General features: G+C 68.7%; 10 protein-coding genes and 1 pseudogene. 6 read left to right on the top strand and 5 right to left on the bottom strand.

Annotation, left to right across the window (positions count from 1 at the left end; translation table 11 throughout):
• Position 1: 1 nt before the first annotated feature.
• Positions 2–2,134, bottom strand: a complete 2,133-nt coding sequence (locus ABDW61_RS10315; RefSeq protein ID WP_343638402.1) for a TonB-dependent siderophore receptor — start codon at positions 2,132–2,134, stop codon at positions 2–4.
• Between the two features lie 324 nt (positions 2,135–2,458).
• Here ABDW61_RS10315 and ABDW61_RS10310 point away from each other — a divergent pair, with 324 nt between their 5' ends.
• Positions 2,459–3,253 (top strand): isocitrate lyase/phosphoenolpyruvate mutase family protein, encoded by a 795-nt coding sequence (locus tag ABDW61_RS10310; RefSeq protein WP_343638400.1) that lies wholly within the window; start codon positions 2,459–2,461, stop codon positions 3,251–3,253.
• Here the strand turns inward: ABDW61_RS10310 and ABDW61_RS10305 are convergent.
• The gene (locus ABDW61_RS10305) at positions 3,238–4,644 is read right to left on the bottom strand and encodes a hypothetical protein (protein WP_343638399.1); all 1,407 of its coding nucleotides are present in this window, start codon (positions 4,642–4,644) and stop codon (positions 3,238–3,240) included. The genes ABDW61_RS10310 and ABDW61_RS10305 overlap by 16 nt on opposite strands.
• 12 nt (positions 4,645–4,656) lie before the next feature.
• Positions 4,657–5,328 (bottom strand): NUDIX domain-containing protein, encoded by a 672-nt coding sequence (locus tag ABDW61_RS10300; protein WP_343638398.1) that lies wholly within the window; start codon positions 5,326–5,328, stop codon positions 4,657–4,659.
• 219 nt (positions 5,329–5,547) lie between these two features.
• Between ABDW61_RS10300 and ABDW61_RS10295 the strand changes: the two genes are divergently transcribed.
• The 4 genes and pseudogenes from ABDW61_RS10295 (at position 5,548) to ABDW61_RS10280 (ending at position 10,338) form a co-directional block, all read left to right on the top strand.
• Positions 5,548–6,390, top strand: a complete 843-nt coding sequence (locus tag ABDW61_RS10295) for a cysteine hydrolase (protein ID WP_343638397.1) — start codon at positions 5,548–5,550, stop codon at positions 6,388–6,390.
• Between the two features lie 14 nt (positions 6,391–6,404).
• A pseudogene (gene pncB, locus ABDW61_RS10290) lies at positions 6,405–7,569 on the top strand (nicotinate phosphoribosyltransferase).
• A gap of 11 nt (positions 7,570–7,580) precedes the next feature.
• On the top strand, positions 7,581–9,287 hold the full coding sequence (locus tag ABDW61_RS10285; RefSeq protein WP_343638396.1) for an NAD+ synthase: 1,707 nt from the start codon (positions 7,581–7,583) through the stop codon (positions 9,285–9,287).
• Between the two features lie 25 nt (positions 9,288–9,312).
• Complete coding sequence (locus tag ABDW61_RS10280; RefSeq protein ID WP_343638395.1) at positions 9,313–10,338, top strand: NUDIX domain-containing protein; 1,026 nt, start codon at positions 9,313–9,315, stop codon at positions 10,336–10,338.
• A 14-nt stretch (positions 10,339–10,352) separates the two neighbouring features.
• Here the strand turns inward: ABDW61_RS10280 and ABDW61_RS10275 are convergent, their stop codons facing one another.
• Positions 10,353–10,820: a nuclear transport factor 2 family protein gene (locus ABDW61_RS10275; protein WP_343638393.1), complete on the bottom strand. Its 468-nt coding sequence runs from the start codon at positions 10,818–10,820 to the stop codon at positions 10,353–10,355.
• A gap of 89 nt (positions 10,821–10,909) precedes the next feature.
• Here ABDW61_RS10275 and ABDW61_RS10270 point away from each other — a divergent pair, with 89 nt between their 5' ends.
• The gene (locus tag ABDW61_RS10270) at positions 10,910–11,515 is read left to right on the top strand and encodes a TetR/AcrR family transcriptional regulator (protein WP_343638392.1); all 606 of its coding nucleotides are present in this window, start codon (positions 10,910–10,912) and stop codon (positions 11,513–11,515) included.
• Positions 11,516–12,009: 494 nt separating this feature from the next.
• On the opposite strand, the gene ABDW61_RS10265 is transcribed toward ABDW61_RS10270, so the two are convergent.
• Complete coding sequence (locus tag ABDW61_RS10265) at positions 12,010–13,392, bottom strand: ATP-binding protein (RefSeq protein ID WP_343638390.1); 1,383 nt, start codon at positions 13,390–13,392, stop codon at positions 12,010–12,012.
• Between the last annotated feature and the right edge of the window lie 217 nt (positions 13,393–13,609).

Here is a 13,609-nt window from a genome sequence, read left to right as displayed (position 1 = left end):
ATCAGAAGTCGACCTTGGCCGTCAGGCGCAGCGTGCGTGGCGCGCCGACGCCCAGCAGGCCATTGCCGGCGGTGCTCCAGTAGTCCTTGTTGGCCGCGTTGTCGAGGTTGGCCTGCACACTCACCGTCTTGCCCAGCAGCATGGTCTGGTAGCGCGCGCCGATGGACAGCGTCTCGTAGCCATCGATCCAGGCCTGGTTGCTGTTGTTCACCGCGCGCTTGCCAACGTGATAGACGCCCGCGTTCAGCGCCAGGCCGGGCACGGCGGGGACGCGGTACTCGCCGAACAGGCTGAGGGTGTTCTTCGGCGTGTTCTCCGGCGTCTTGCCCAGTTCAAGCGGGTTGGCCGAGCCGACCTTGGTGATCTCGGCGTCGAGCAGCAGGCCCGAGACCACCAGCGCGAAGTCGCGGCCGATCTCGCCGCTGGCGGAGAACTCCAGGCCGCGGTAGCGCGTCTCGCCGCCGACCTGGAACACGCGGTTGATCGTCGTGGCCAGCGCGCGGTCGGTCTGGAACACCGCGGTCTGCAGCAGCACCCGGCCCAGGCGCGCCTTCACGCCCAGCTCGTGCTGCTTGCTGACGGCAGGGGCCAGCACCTCGCCCGCGTTGAGCGCGTTCAGCGGCGCGGTGCCGGTTTCCTCCAGGCCGCGCAGAGCGCTGGCGTAGACGCTCAGGTCCTTGACCGGCTTCCACATCACCGAGACGTTGGGCGTGATCTTGTCGGCGCGATAGGTCGCGACCGGGGTGGCGGGGTTGGTCGCCTCGCTGCGGTAGAAGGTCTTGCGCAGGCCGGCCAGCACCTGCCACTGCGCGCCCAGCGACACGCGGTCGAAGACATAGAGGCCGCGGTCGTTGATCTGCGACGGATAGCCGGCCTGCTTGAGCGTCACGGCGGGCTGAGGCAGGTCGACGGGCGCGTACAGGTTCTGCGCGGCGCTGGCCGTGGCGCTGAGCCAGCCATCGGATGCGCGGCGGTTGTAGGTCGCGCCGACGGTCAGTTCATGGCCGATGCCGGCAGTGGCGAAACGGCCGATCGCCTCCACGCGGTGGTTGGTGTTGGTGTAGGCCTGGCCCTTGAGCACCGTCGTCGTCGCGGTGCCGGCGCCGGTGTCGTTGTTGTAGGCGCCGAAGGTCGTGTAGTTGCGGTCGCGCGAGGTCTTGGCGCGGCCGGTCTCGACGCTCAGCACCCAGTCGTCGCTGAGCGCGAAGTCGCCGCGCAGCAGCAGGTTGGTCGCCTCGGCGTCGTAGCGGGCCCAGTCGCCGGCGAGGTTGGTCTTGTTGTCCGGCACGCGCGGCAGCGTGATCGTGTCGTTGACGGCGGCCGGCAGCGAAATCGCGGCCTGCTCGCTGACGTTCTTGCGGTAATGCTCGACATCGACCTTCAGATTGGCCCACGAGGCCGCGCGCCAGTCGTAGGCCACCGAGACCAGCCCGCGATCGCCCTTGTAGCGGTCGATGCCGGTCTCCTCCTTGCTGGTGGCGGCGTTGAAGCGCAGGCCCATGCTGTCGTCGGGGCCGAAGCGGCGGCCGATGTCCACATGCGCCTTGAGGCCGCCATGGTCGTTGACGGTGGTCGTCAGCGAGGTCACCGGCGACGCGCCGGCGCGCTTGGTCACGAAGTTCACGATGCCCGAGGGCGGCACCATGCCGTAGTACATCGACGAGGCGCCCTTCAGCACCTCGACCTGCTCCTTGTTCTCGAGCGGGATGTCGATCAGGTTGACCACCGGCAGATTGCCGTTGAGGCGGTAGTTGCCGCGGTTCTCCACGATGATCCCGCGGATGGACAGGTTGTCGTAGGTCGAGCCGCTGACCTGCGAGCGGGTCACGCCGGCGGTGTTCTTGAGCGCGTCATAGAGGCCCTGCGCCGCCTGCGCGTCGAGCAGGTCGCGCGGCATCACGTTGTTGGTGAGCGGCACGTCCAGCGGGTCCTGGTCGCGGAAGGCGCCGACCTGCACGGTGGTCGGCGCGAAGGTCTTCACCCGCACGCCGCGGACGACCACCTCGTCCAGCAGTTGCTTCGTCGGCTCCGCAGCGGCCTGCGCGCGCGCGGCGAGCGGCGCGGTCAAGGCCAGGACGGACAGGGCGATCAGGGACAGGCGGGGCGTGGTGGCGCGGAAGGCGGTGGCGAACATGGGAGGGACCAGAACGGGGAGAACGGGGGAAGAACCGCAGAGCGGGGGAGGCCGGGCGACCGCGCTCAGTGCGCCAAACGCGATACGTTATCAAATGCGAATAGTTCGCAACTTTCCGGAGGGGAAATCCGTGCGCATCCCGCGCGTGGAGGGCGAGGAGCCACGCGAAAGCGGCCAAACCGTGGTGCGGGCGCCACCGGACGGGGGGAGTGGCTCGTTCGAGGGACGCGTCCGGTTCCTGCCTGCCGGCGGCAGGAGGGCGGCCTAGCATCCGTCGTCATTCCCCCCGACCCGTCATCCCTTCTCCTACCGAAGAGGCGCCCCATGAGCCAACCCACTCCAAGCCTGGCCGACAAGGCCGCCACGCTGCGCGCGCTGCACGAGCGTCCCGAGCCCTTCGTCATCGCGAACGCCTGGGACATCGCCTCGGCGCGGATGCTTGAGGCGGCGGGCTTTCCAGCGCTGGCGACGTCGAGCGCCGCCGCGGCCGAGGCCGCCGGCAAGCGCGATGGCCAACTGACTCGCGACGAGACGCTCGCCCACGTGCGCCTGCTGGCCGGCGCCACGCCGCTGCCGCTGAGCGCCGATCTGGGCAACGGCTTCGGTCACCGGCCTGAAGATTGCGCGCTGACGATCCGCCTCGCGGCGGAGGCGGGCGCCGCGGGCGGCTCGATCGAGGACTCATCGAGCGAAGGCGGGGCGGCCATCCTCGACTTCGACCTGGCCGTCGAGCGCGTCGCCGCCGCGGCCGAGGCGGCCCGCGCGCTGCCGTTCCCGTTCGTGCTGACGGCGCGCTCGGAGAACTTCCTGCACGGCATCCACGATCTCGACGACACCATCCGGCGGCTGCAGGCCTTCGAGCGCGCGGGCGCGGACGTGCTGTTCGCGCCGCTGCTGCCGGACCTCGATGCGGTGCGGCGGGTGTGCGCGTCGGTGTCCAGGCCGGTGAATTTCATGGCCGGCGTCCCGGGCCGCTCGTTCACGGTGCGCGAGCTCGGCCAGGCCGGCGTGCGGCGCGTGAGCTTGGCGATGTCGCTGTACCGGCACGCGATGAAGGCGGCGCGGCTCGCGGCGGAGGAAGTCCGCGATCAGGGGACCTTCGGTTACCTCGAGCGCTGAGGCGCGTCAGGACCGAGCAGGAAGTCGGTGACCTCGTCCGAGAACGCGTAGGGCTGGTCACCGACGAGCACGCCGTCCGCCTCCTGCGGATCGGGCGATGAGGCCGGGATGCCGTGCGCGGCCAGGGCCTGCGCGCAACCGAGCCAGTCGCCGTCGTCCACGGGCTCGTTGAGCGAGGCCCACGACAAGGTGCCCATCGCGTTGTCGCCGAAGCCGTGCCGCGCCCGCCAGTCGGCGCCGTGTTCGAGCAGGAAGCGGGTCAGGCGCGCATCGCCGCGGAACACGGCATGGTTCAGCGCCGAGGCGTCCCAATCGCCGCCGCGCACCTCCAGGGGCCAACCGAGACGGACCATCAGCATCACGGCGTCCCGCGCGCCGTCGGCGGCGAGTTCCGGCAGCAGTCGCCGCTGGGCGTCGTCGAGCTTGTCGATCAGACCGGGATGCGCCGCCAGGAGGGACCGGGCTTGGGCCTCGTCGCCTCGCGCGCAGGCGGCGATGAAGGCTTCGGCCGGCGTCAACGGCTTGCCGCCGCCGCCTGCCGCGCGCAGCAGTTCGGCGACCTCGGTCAAACCGAAGCGCAGCGCCAGCGCATGCGCGCTCAGGCCCGCTGGTGTCGACGCCCGGGGATCTGCGCCGGCATCGAGCAAGGCCGCGATGTGAGCCGGCGAGCGCCGGCGCCGGATGGCCCACAGCAGCGGCGAGCCCCAGTCCGAGGTCGGCGCGCCGAGCGGCCGCTCGTTCGCCTCGCCGCCATGCGCGAGGAGCAGGCGCAAGGTCTCGACGTCGTCGAGGTCGAGCACGCGATACATCGCATTCGATCCCGTGACGCGGGCGCCAGCCTCCAGCAGCAGCCGGGTGCAGGCCGGCCGGTCCAGCGAGTGATAGAGCGACTCGCCGTCATTGGGATCGGCGCCCGCATCGAGCAGGAGTTTCGTCAGCTCGGGATCGTGGTTCCGGCCCGCGGCGCCATACAGCGCCGACAGATGCTCGGTCTCGGATGGCGCCTCGAGCGAGGCGGGAGGCCAGCGGCTGCCGACGGATTGATTCGGGGAAGCGCCGGCCTCGAGCAGGAATCCCGCGCAGGCGCGCAGCCGCTCGCGATGGACCGGCTGCGTCATGAGGCTGGAATGCGTGATCGCGACGAGCGGCGCAAGCCGCAGCGGGCCGCCCGCGCGATGCACCCAGGCCGGGTCTTGCGCGGTGGTTCGCCGCAGCACGGACTCGTCACCGGCAGCGCAGGCCAGGTAGGGATCGTCTTCGATCAGATCGGGGTTCTCTTCGAGCAGCTGCAAGGCCGCGGCAGGCCTGGCGCGGTCCATGGTGCCGGTGATGTCGCCGGCGTAGACGAGGGACAGCCAGTGAAGCGCTGTCTGATTGGATGGTTGCGTCATCAGAGCTCCCTCTCAACTCACCGTCAGATTGCTCGCTGCCACCTTCAGCGCGGGCGCATGCGTCTTCTTGCGATAGAGCTGCGCGGGCCGGTGGCTGCCGCCGCTCGTGAACGCGCCGGGGATCTCCTCGATCACGTCGAGCTCCTCGATCCGCCGGCGAAAGCTCCGCTTGTCGAGCTCCGCGCCCAGCACCTGCTCGTAGGTCCGCTGCAGCTCGCCGAGCGAGAACTCGGCCGGCATCAGATGCACCGGCAGCGATGAATACAGCGTCTTGGAGCGCACCCGCTCGACCGCCGTGCGCAGGATCTGCGCGTGATCGAAGGGCAGCGAGCGCAGGCCGTCGACCGGTGCCCAGCGGAAGCGCTCGCCCGCGGCGTTCAACTGGCCCGGCACCACCGCGTAGTAGCTCACCGACAGCGACCATCCCCGCGAATCGCGATGCATGCCGGAGAAGGTCTTCAGTTGCTCCAGATAGGGCGACACGATGCCCGCCTTGTCGCGCAGGATGCGGACGGCCGCATCATCGGCGTCCTGGTCCTCGTCGACGTGAACCCAGCCGCCGGGCAGCGTCCAGGCGCCGAGCGCCGGCGCCTTGTCGCGCTGCGTCAGCCCCGCATGCAGCGCGCCGTCCAGCAGCGTGAGCAGCACGATATCGACGGTGACGATGGGGCGTTCGACATCCACGGCTTGGAATTCTCGTTAGTGCGCGAAGGCACGAATTATGGCGATCGGGTGGGCCGATCGTCAAACGCACAACGAAGAATAAGAGCATCTGAAGCAGAAACCTTCCGTTTCATCCGCACTCACTTCCTATCGCCTTCCCTTTCCTCACTTCGTGCAAAACGGCACTAAGTGAGTTATGCTGGCGCCACGACATCCCGAACGATACGAACGGAGTAGCTCATGGCCACGACCGCCCAACTGTTGATCGTCGATCCGCAGAACGACTTCTGCGACATCACCGGCGCTGCGCTGCCCGTCACCGGCGCCAAGGCGGACCTGCAGCGTCTGGCCGCGCTGGTGGACCAGGCGGCCGGCGCGATCGCGGACATCGTGGTGACGCTGGACTCGCATCCGGTCTACGCGATCGAGCGCCCGGCGTTCTGGCAACAGGACGGTGCGGCCGGTGCCGACGCGGTGGCGCAACCGGTGGCGCCGTTCACGCAGATCAAGGCGCAGGACGTCCGCGCCGGCCGCTTCTCACCGCGCGATCCGGCCCTGCGCGACCAGGTGCTGGCCTACCTCGACGCGCTCGAGGCCGGCCCGAAGAAGTACATCCTGATGGTCTGGCCCGCGCACTGCGTGGTCGGCACCTGGGGCCACAACATTCATGACGAGCTCGCCGCCGCGCTCGGCCGCTGGGAGGCCTCGCGGCTGCGCACCGTCGAGAAGGTGCTCAAGGGCCTGAACCCCATGACCGAGCAGTACAGCGCCGTGCGCGCCGAGGTGCCGGTCGCCGGCGACCCGCGCACGCAGACCCATCGCGCGCTGGTCGACCGCATCGTCGATTTCCCGGGCCTGACCTTCATCGCTGGGGAGGCCAGCAGCCACTGCGTCGCCGCGACGGCGGAAGACCTCTTCGCCGAGATGAGCCCGGAGCGTCTCGCCCGGGTCGTGCTGATCGAGGACGCGATGAGTCCGGTCGGCGGCTTCGAGGCCGGTGCCAAGGCCTTCATCGAGCGGGCGCGCGGCCTGGGCGTGAGGTCGATGACCGCGGCACAGGCGCTCGGCGCGCTGTCGGCCTGAGACGGAGCGACACGATGAACGACACGCCTGTCATCCGCTCGCTGCTCGAGACGGATCTCTACAAGTTCACCATGTGGCAGACGCTGCTGCATGCCTTCCCCGCGAATGACGCCGAGTACCGCTTCGTCTGCCGCAACACGCCCGCCTTTCCGCTGAGCGAGCTCTGCGAGGCGGTCAATCGCGAGCTCGACCATCTCTGCACGCTGGGCTTCAGCGACGCGGAGCTCGCCTACCTGGGCGGCCTGCGCTTCATGAAGCCGGACTTCATCGACTTCCTGCGCATCTTCCGGTTCCAGCGCCGCTTCATCGAGGCGCGGCCGGGCGAGGGCGCCGAGGCGGGGCAGCTCGTGATCGTCGCGAAGGGGCCGCAGGTCCACGTGATGGGCTTCGAGATCTTCGTGCTCGCCATCGTCAACGAGTTGTACTTCCGCCGGCTGTGCGGTGCCGATCGCACGGCGGTGCTGGCCGAAGGGCGCGCAGGCGTATCCGTTCGAGTTCTTCGACTTCGGCCTGCGCCGACGCTTTTCGGGCGATTGGCAGGACGAGGTGGTCGCGACCCTCAAGCGCGAGATCCCCGAGGTCTTCAAGGGCACGTCGAATGTGGCACTCGCGCGGCGCCATGGGCTGATCCCGATCGGCACGATGGCGCATGAGTACCTGCAGACCTATCAGGCCGTCGGCGTGCAGCTGCGCTTGTCGCAGCGGGCGGCGCTCGAAGGGTGGGTGCAGGAATATCGCGGCGACCTGGGGATCGCGCTGACCGACGTCATCGGCATGGACGCGTTCCTGGGCGACTTCGATCTCTATTTCGCCAAGCTGTTCGATGGCCTGCGGCATGACAGCGGAGATCCGGTGATCTGGGGCGAGAAGGCGCTGGCGCACTATGCGGCGCTGCGCATCGATCCGCGCGCGAAGCGGCTGGTGTTCAGCGACGGGCTGGATTGCGATGAAGCCTTCCGGCTGCATGGGCACTTCGCGGCGCGCGTGCCGGTGGGCTTCGGCATCGGCACGCATCTGAGCAATGACCTTGGGCTCAAGCCGCTGAACATCGTCATGAAGCTGGTCCGCTGCAATGGCCAGTCCGTGGCCAAGCTCTCGGACGCGCCCGGCAAGACGCTCTGCGACGACGAGACCTTCCTGAACTACTTGCGGCAGGTCTTTCATGTGAAGGCCCGCTGAGGAGCGAAGTCATGCTCAAGATCACCATCGCGCAAATCAATCCGACCATTGGCGACCTCGAGGGCAACCTGACGCTGCATCTCGATGCGGCGCGCCGCGCCCGTCATGACGGCGCCGACCTCGTCGTGTTCCCCGAACTCTCGCTGACCGGCTACTACCCCGCCGATCTGCTCGACGAGGAGGACTTCCGTCAGCGCCTCGATATCGCCATGGATCATCTGCTCGCTGCGACGCGTGAAGTCGGCGGCCTGCACTGGGTGGTCGGCGTGCCGACGCGCAATCCGGGCACCGGCAAGGCCTACCGCAACTCCCTGCTGGTGATCCGCGATGGCGAGGTGCTGCTCGACTATCACAAGCAGCTGCTGCCGACCTACAACGTCTTCGACGAGCGCCGTCACTTCGAGCCCGGCCCCGATGTCGCGCGCGTGCTGCGCATCGCCGGCGCGCAGGTGGGCTTCATGATCTGCGAGGACGGTTGGAACGACGACGGCAAGGACTACGCGATCAATCCCTTCCAGCGTCTGGCTGACGCGGCACCCGATCTGGTCGTGTCCATCAACGCCAGCCCCAGCCATGTCGGCAAGCGCGAGCTGCGTCATGCGGTGTTCCGCGCCGCGTGCTGGCGGCATCGGCTGCCACTGGTCTTCGTCAACCAGATCGGTGGTCACGACCAGCTTGTCTATGACGGCGCGTCCTTCGCCATCGAGCCGGAGCCAGGCGTCGTCTTCGAGGCGGCGCGCTTTGCCGAGGACCTCCTCACCCTGCGTTTCGAGACCGACCGCGGCACCTTCGCGATGCGCGACGGCGGTCCACTGCCGCCGACCCATGCAGGCCTGGACACCCTGGCGTTCTATCGCCGCCAGATCGTGCTGGGCCTGCGCGACTATGCGCGCCGCTGCGGCTTCGATCGCGTCGTCGTCGGCTGTTCCGGCGGTATCGACTCGGCGCTGACGCTCGCGCTGGCGGTCGAGGCGCTCGGCGCGGACCGCGTGATGGCGATCACCATGCCCTCCCGCTTCTCTTCCACGGGCAGCGTCGAGGACTCCAAGGCGCTATGCGCCAACCTCGGCATCCCGCTCGAGGTCTGCCCGATCGAGGACATCGTCCGCCAGGTCGCCGACACCATGGCGGCCAGCACGCTCGCGCTTCGCCCCACCGGCCTGGCCCTGGAGAACCTGCAGGCCCGCGTGCGGGGCACGCTGCTGATGACTGTCTCCAACGCCCGCGGCCCGCTGTTGCTGACCACTGGCAACAAGAGCGAAATCGCCGTCGGCTACTGCACGCTCTACGGTGACACCAACGGCGGACTGGGTCTGATCGGCGACCTCTACAAGACCGAGGTCTTCGCGCTGAGCCGGCACCTGAACGAGACGGCCGGCCGCGAGATCATCCCCGCCGCGATCCTCGACAAGCCGCCCAGCGCCGAGCTCGCGCCCGATCAGCGCGACACCGACAGCCTGCCGCCCTACGAGGTGCTGGACGAGGTGCTCAAGCTGTTGATCGAGGGCGAGCGGCTGGCGCCCGAGGAGCGAGACACCGCGCAGGCGGCGGTCGCGGCGCTGCGCGCGAGCGACGAAGGTCAGGCCCTGATCACGCGGATCAAGGGCATGATCGCCCGCAACGAATACAAGCGCCGCCAGGCGCCGCCGATCGTGCGGCTGCGCGCCCGGGCCTTCGGCAGCGGCCGGCAACTGCCGATCGCGGCGAAGCACGGCTGAACCTCTCGATCTGGAAGGACCTCGCATGACCCGCAAGACCGTCGCTGTCGTCGTCGGCCGTTGGCAACTGGTGCACCTTGGCCAGGAAGCGCTGTTCCAGGCCGCCTTCGGCCTGGCGGACGAAGTGATCGCGGTGCTGGGCTCGTCGCACCGGGCGCGCGATCCGCGCAATCCTTTCGTGCACGAGGAGCGCCGCCAGATGCTGCTCGCCAACCTGGCGCCGGCGCAGCGCGAGCGGCTGCACGTGCTGCCGGTGCGCGACTATTTCGACGACAAGCGCTGGAACGCCGCCGTGATGATGGGCGTGCAGGCGATCGCGGGCGAGGACGCCGACATCGTGCTGGTTGGACATCAGAAGGACCACACCAGCTACTACCTCCACAACTTCCCGCGCTGGCGTCAGCAACTGGTGGACCGCTTGGCCGACATCGATGCGACGGCGATGCGGCAGGTGTTCTTCGAGGCCGACGACCCCGATGCCGCGCTCACGGTGATGGCGCCCTATGTCAGCGCGCCGGTCCGGGCGTGGTTGCAGGCCTGGAGCCGGCTGCCGGAGTACGCGAAGCGCAAGGCCGAGCACGCCGCCGTCGCGGCCTACCGCAAGAAGTACACCGCGGTGGCCTACATGACGGGCGATGCGGTCGTCACCGTCGGCGATCACGTGCTGCTGGTGCGGCGCAAAGGGCCTTTCGGCGAAGACCTCTGGGCAGTGCCCGGCGGCCACCTCGACCGCGGCGAGAAGCTGGTGGCCTGCGCGATCCGCGAGTTGATCGAGGAGACGCGCTTTCCCTTGCTGCCGGCCTCGGTGCTGGCGGCGCTGCACGGCGTGGCGACCTTCGAGGATCCGCTGCGCAGCGCGCGCGGACGCCTGATCACGATGGCGCACCACTTCAAGTTCGGCGAGATGGGCACCCTGCCGGAGGTCGTCGGCTGCGATGACGTCAAGGAGGCGCGCTGGTTCCACCGCGATGAACTGGCGGCGATGGAATCGCGGATGTTCGAGGACCACTTCGTGATCCTCGACCACTTCCTCGGCCTGATCGAAGACTGAGACCGTCGCGGGCCTCAGAGGCCCAGGTCGCTCAGACCCGGATGGTCATCCGGCCGGCGCCCTTGCGGCCAATGGAACTTCCTATCCTCCGCCTTGATCGGCTGGTCGTTGATGCTCGCGTGACGATGCGTCATCAAGCCATTCGCATCGAACTCCCAGTTCTCATTGCCGTGGCTGCGATACCAGTTCCCGGCGTCGTCGTGCCATTCGTAGGCGAAGCGCACGGCGATCCGGTTGCCGTCGAAGGCCCAGAGCTCCTTGATGAGGCGGTAGTCCAGTTCGCGGCCCCATTTGCGTTCCAGCAAGGCCTGCGCCTGTGCCCGGCCTCGCGGGAATTCCGCCCGGTTGCGCCACTGGGTGTCGGGGCTGTACGCCAGCACGATGCGCGCCGGATCGCGGCTGTTCCAGGCGTCCTCGGCCAGGCGCACCTTCTGGATCGCGGTTTCGCGGGTGAATGGGGGCAGGGGCGGGCGGGTTTCCATGATCGTTGGCCTTTCATCGGTGAATGTAGACAGGTCTGTCTACGTGACCCATTCTGGCGAGTGTAGACAGGTCTGTCTACAATACCCCCATGAACTCAAGTGATGACATCGATCCGGGCGTGGACCTCAGCGAGCTGCCTGCCCGAGACCGCATCCTGCGTACCGCGCACGACCTGTTCTACGCGGAGGGCATCCGCGCCACCGGCATCGACCGCGTGATCGCCACGTCCGGTGTCACGAAGGTCACCTTCTATCGGCACTTCCCGAGCAAGAACGATCTGATCCTGGCCTACCTGGACCTGCGGCACGAACGCTGGATGCGTTGGTTCAATGGCGCGCTTTTGCGCCATGGCGGCGCGTCGAAGGGAGTCGCCGCCCTGGCGCCCACGATGGCGGAATGGTTCAACGGTCAGGCGCTGGGCGGCTTCCGCGGCTGCGCCTTCCTCAACGGTGTTGGCGAGATGGGTCCCGCGCTGCCCGAGGTCGTCGAGGTCACGCGGCGCCACAAGGACGAGATGACCGAGGCGATCGCCGGCCTGCTGCCCGCTGCTCGGCAGCGCCGAAAGCTCGCGGCCGCGCTCGCGCTCGCGGTCGATGGCGCGATCGTTCAAGCGCAATACGCCTCGGACATGGCGCCGGTGCTCAAGGGCCTGCAATTGATCGTCGACCGGCTCACCGACGACACCGGCCGCTGATCTCTGCGCGACGCGATTGGCGGTATTGGCATCGTCCGATCCCGGGGCGCGGCTCGCCCTTCGGCGGGAAAAGGGGCGGCCTGCCTCATTCCGCAGCACCGCAACGATTTCCCTCTGGGAACAAGCACTTGCGACATCCTTGCCCGGGCAGCCAACAGACTTGTCCACAGAGGCCGTGGACAGTCCGAGGGGCCAGTGCACAACCCGTGGGAACTGTGGGCAACTCTGATTCGGGAACACGGCTTGCCAAGCGGATCTCCGGATGGGTGTCAAGACCTGACGCCGACTCTCCGCGTGGTTTATCCAACTGCCCTGTTTTGAGGCATTGCAAGCTTTTCCCTTTGAAGACAACAGGTTGTAGAACCCCTGCATAGGCAGCCAACAGACTTGTCCACAGTCCGCGGGGATAGCCGTGAAGCGCTCGAAAACGGCATTCCATGGCTCTTCCAGCCCACTGCCTCATTTCGCAGCACTGCAATGTTTTCCGTGACGAATCAACGGCTTGCAGCATCCCTGCCCGTTGAGCCAACAGACTTGTCCACAGAAGCCGTGGACAGCATGGCCAGGGTGGGCGCGGGGAGGGTGAGGCGGGCTTCCAGGCCCCCTTCGGGCCGATTGCGCAGGGAGAGCGCTCCCCCCATCGCGGTGGCCAGCTGTTGGGCAATCGCCAGCCCGAGCCCGGTGCCACCCGTCTCGCGATTGCGGGAGGTCTCCAGCCGGTGGAAGGGCTTGAACACCGCCTGGAGCTGGTCCTCTGGAATGCCGGGCCCGCGGTCGAGCACCGCGATCGTCAGGCGCGGGGCCGGGTCTTGCGCGGCGCTGCGCGTGACTTCGATCTCCGCCGCTCCGCCGAAGGCCAGCGCGTTGTCCACCAGGTTCACGACGATGCGCCGCAGCGCCTGCGGCTGCGCGACGATGGGCGCGCCTGCCTCGCCGCTCAGCGTGACGGCCTCACCCGCATCCTCGTAGTCGCCGGCGATGCTGGCCAGCAGCGCATCGGCGTCAAGCCGGGTCGATGGCTCGGACGTGCCGTGCAGCGTGCGCGCATAGGTCACGCCCTCCCGGACCAGCGCGTGCATCGCGTCGAGGTCCTGGCGGAACTTGTCGCGCAGCGCCTCGTCCGCCATCAGGTCCGCGCGCAGGCGCATCCGCGTGATGGGCGTCTGCAGGTCATGCGAGATCGCGGCCAGGATCTCGACCCGCTCGGCCGTGTAGCCCGCGATCCGCTGCTGCATCGCATTGAACGCGCGGGCCGCGCGTGCCACTTCGGCCGGGCCGCCTTCGGGAATCAGGCGCGGGGTCAGGTCGGGACCGAGGTCATCCGCCGCCGCCGCGAGCGCGTTCAGCGGTCGCGTGACCAGCCGCACCACCGTCCAGGTGCACAGCGCCAGCACGATGAGCTGCGCGCCCAGCACCCACATCACCCACTCGGGCACCGGCATGTCGACGCGGCGCGCGTGGACGGTCACCGGCGCGCCGTCGCTCAGACGCACCAGCAACTGGTACTGCCGAGGCCCCACCTGCGCGGCGCGTTCGAGCCGGAAGGGCGCCATCGCCTGCGTCAGCGCGTCGACGAAGGCGGCGCTGAAATCGGACGGGTCCACCGGACCCGCCTGGGGATCGATCTCGTCAGCGAGCGCGAAACGGTAGTTGGGCCGCTCGAGCCGGTCCAGCCAGGCGGCGCGCTCGCCCGCGGGCAGCCGGTCGAGCACCGCGATGCCGGTGGCGATGTCGCGCTCGACGCCCGACATCATCAGCGCGCGCAGCGCCATCGACCGTTCCTGCCGGATCGCGACATAGGCCAGCGCCTGCGCGATCGCGATCCCCAGCACCATCAGCCAGAAGACCCGCGCGAAGAGCGTGCGGGGCGCTCTCATGCGCATGCCGCCGGCGCGCGCCGGACGTGGCCCAGGCGGTCGTGGAGAGGCAGGGCGAGGAAGTCATCGGTGTCGCGGCTCACGGGGGTCTCCGGATGAAGGGCGCGGCGCGTGGCGCCGCAGGCTGGTTTATAGGCGCGCGGCGAGCGCCTGTGGGCGGCTTTGTATTTCCGTGTATCCGCGGCGCGGGCGGGAGACACAACATTGCCTGCGACGG

Origin of the sequence: Roseateles sp. (genome assembly GCF_039595595.1) — a bacterium.
Lineage (GTDB): Bacteria > Pseudomonadota > Gammaproteobacteria > Burkholderiales > Burkholderiaceae_C > Roseateles.
This window is presented reverse-complemented; position numbering and strand designations above follow the sequence as displayed.

Bases quoted from the DNA above. Each gene is read 5' to 3' on its own strand.
- ABDW61_RS10265 (WP_343638390.1), bottom strand. From the start codon at position 13,392: ATGAGAGCGCCCCGCACGCTCTTCGCGCGGGTCTTCTGGCTGATGGTG.
- ABDW61_RS10280 (WP_343638395.1), top strand. From the start codon at position 9,313: ATGACCCGCAAGACCGTCGCTGTCGTCGTCGGCCGTTGGCAACTGGTG.
- ABDW61_RS10295 (WP_343638397.1), top strand. From the start codon at position 5,548: ATGGCCACGACCGCCCAACTGTTGATCGTCGATCCGCAGAACGACTTC.
- ABDW61_RS10310 (WP_343638400.1), top strand. From the start codon at position 2,459: ATGAGCCAACCCACTCCAAGCCTGGCCGACAAGGCCGCCACGCTGCGC.
- ABDW61_RS10270 (WP_343638392.1), top strand. From the start codon at position 10,910: ATGAACTCAAGTGATGACATCGATCCGGGCGTGGACCTCAGCGAGCTG.
- ABDW61_RS10305 (WP_343638399.1), bottom strand. From the start codon at position 4,644: ATGACGCAACCATCCAATCAGACAGCGCTTCACTGGCTGTCCCTCGTC.
- ABDW61_RS10275 (WP_343638393.1), bottom strand. From the start codon at position 10,820: ATGGAAACCCGCCCGCCCCTGCCCCCATTCACCCGCGAAACCGCGATC.
- ABDW61_RS10285 (WP_343638396.1), top strand. From the start codon at position 7,581: ATGCTCAAGATCACCATCGCGCAAATCAATCCGACCATTGGCGACCTC.
- ABDW61_RS10315 (WP_343638402.1), bottom strand. From the start codon at position 2,134: ATGTTCGCCACCGCCTTCCGCGCCACCACGCCCCGCCTGTCCCTGATC.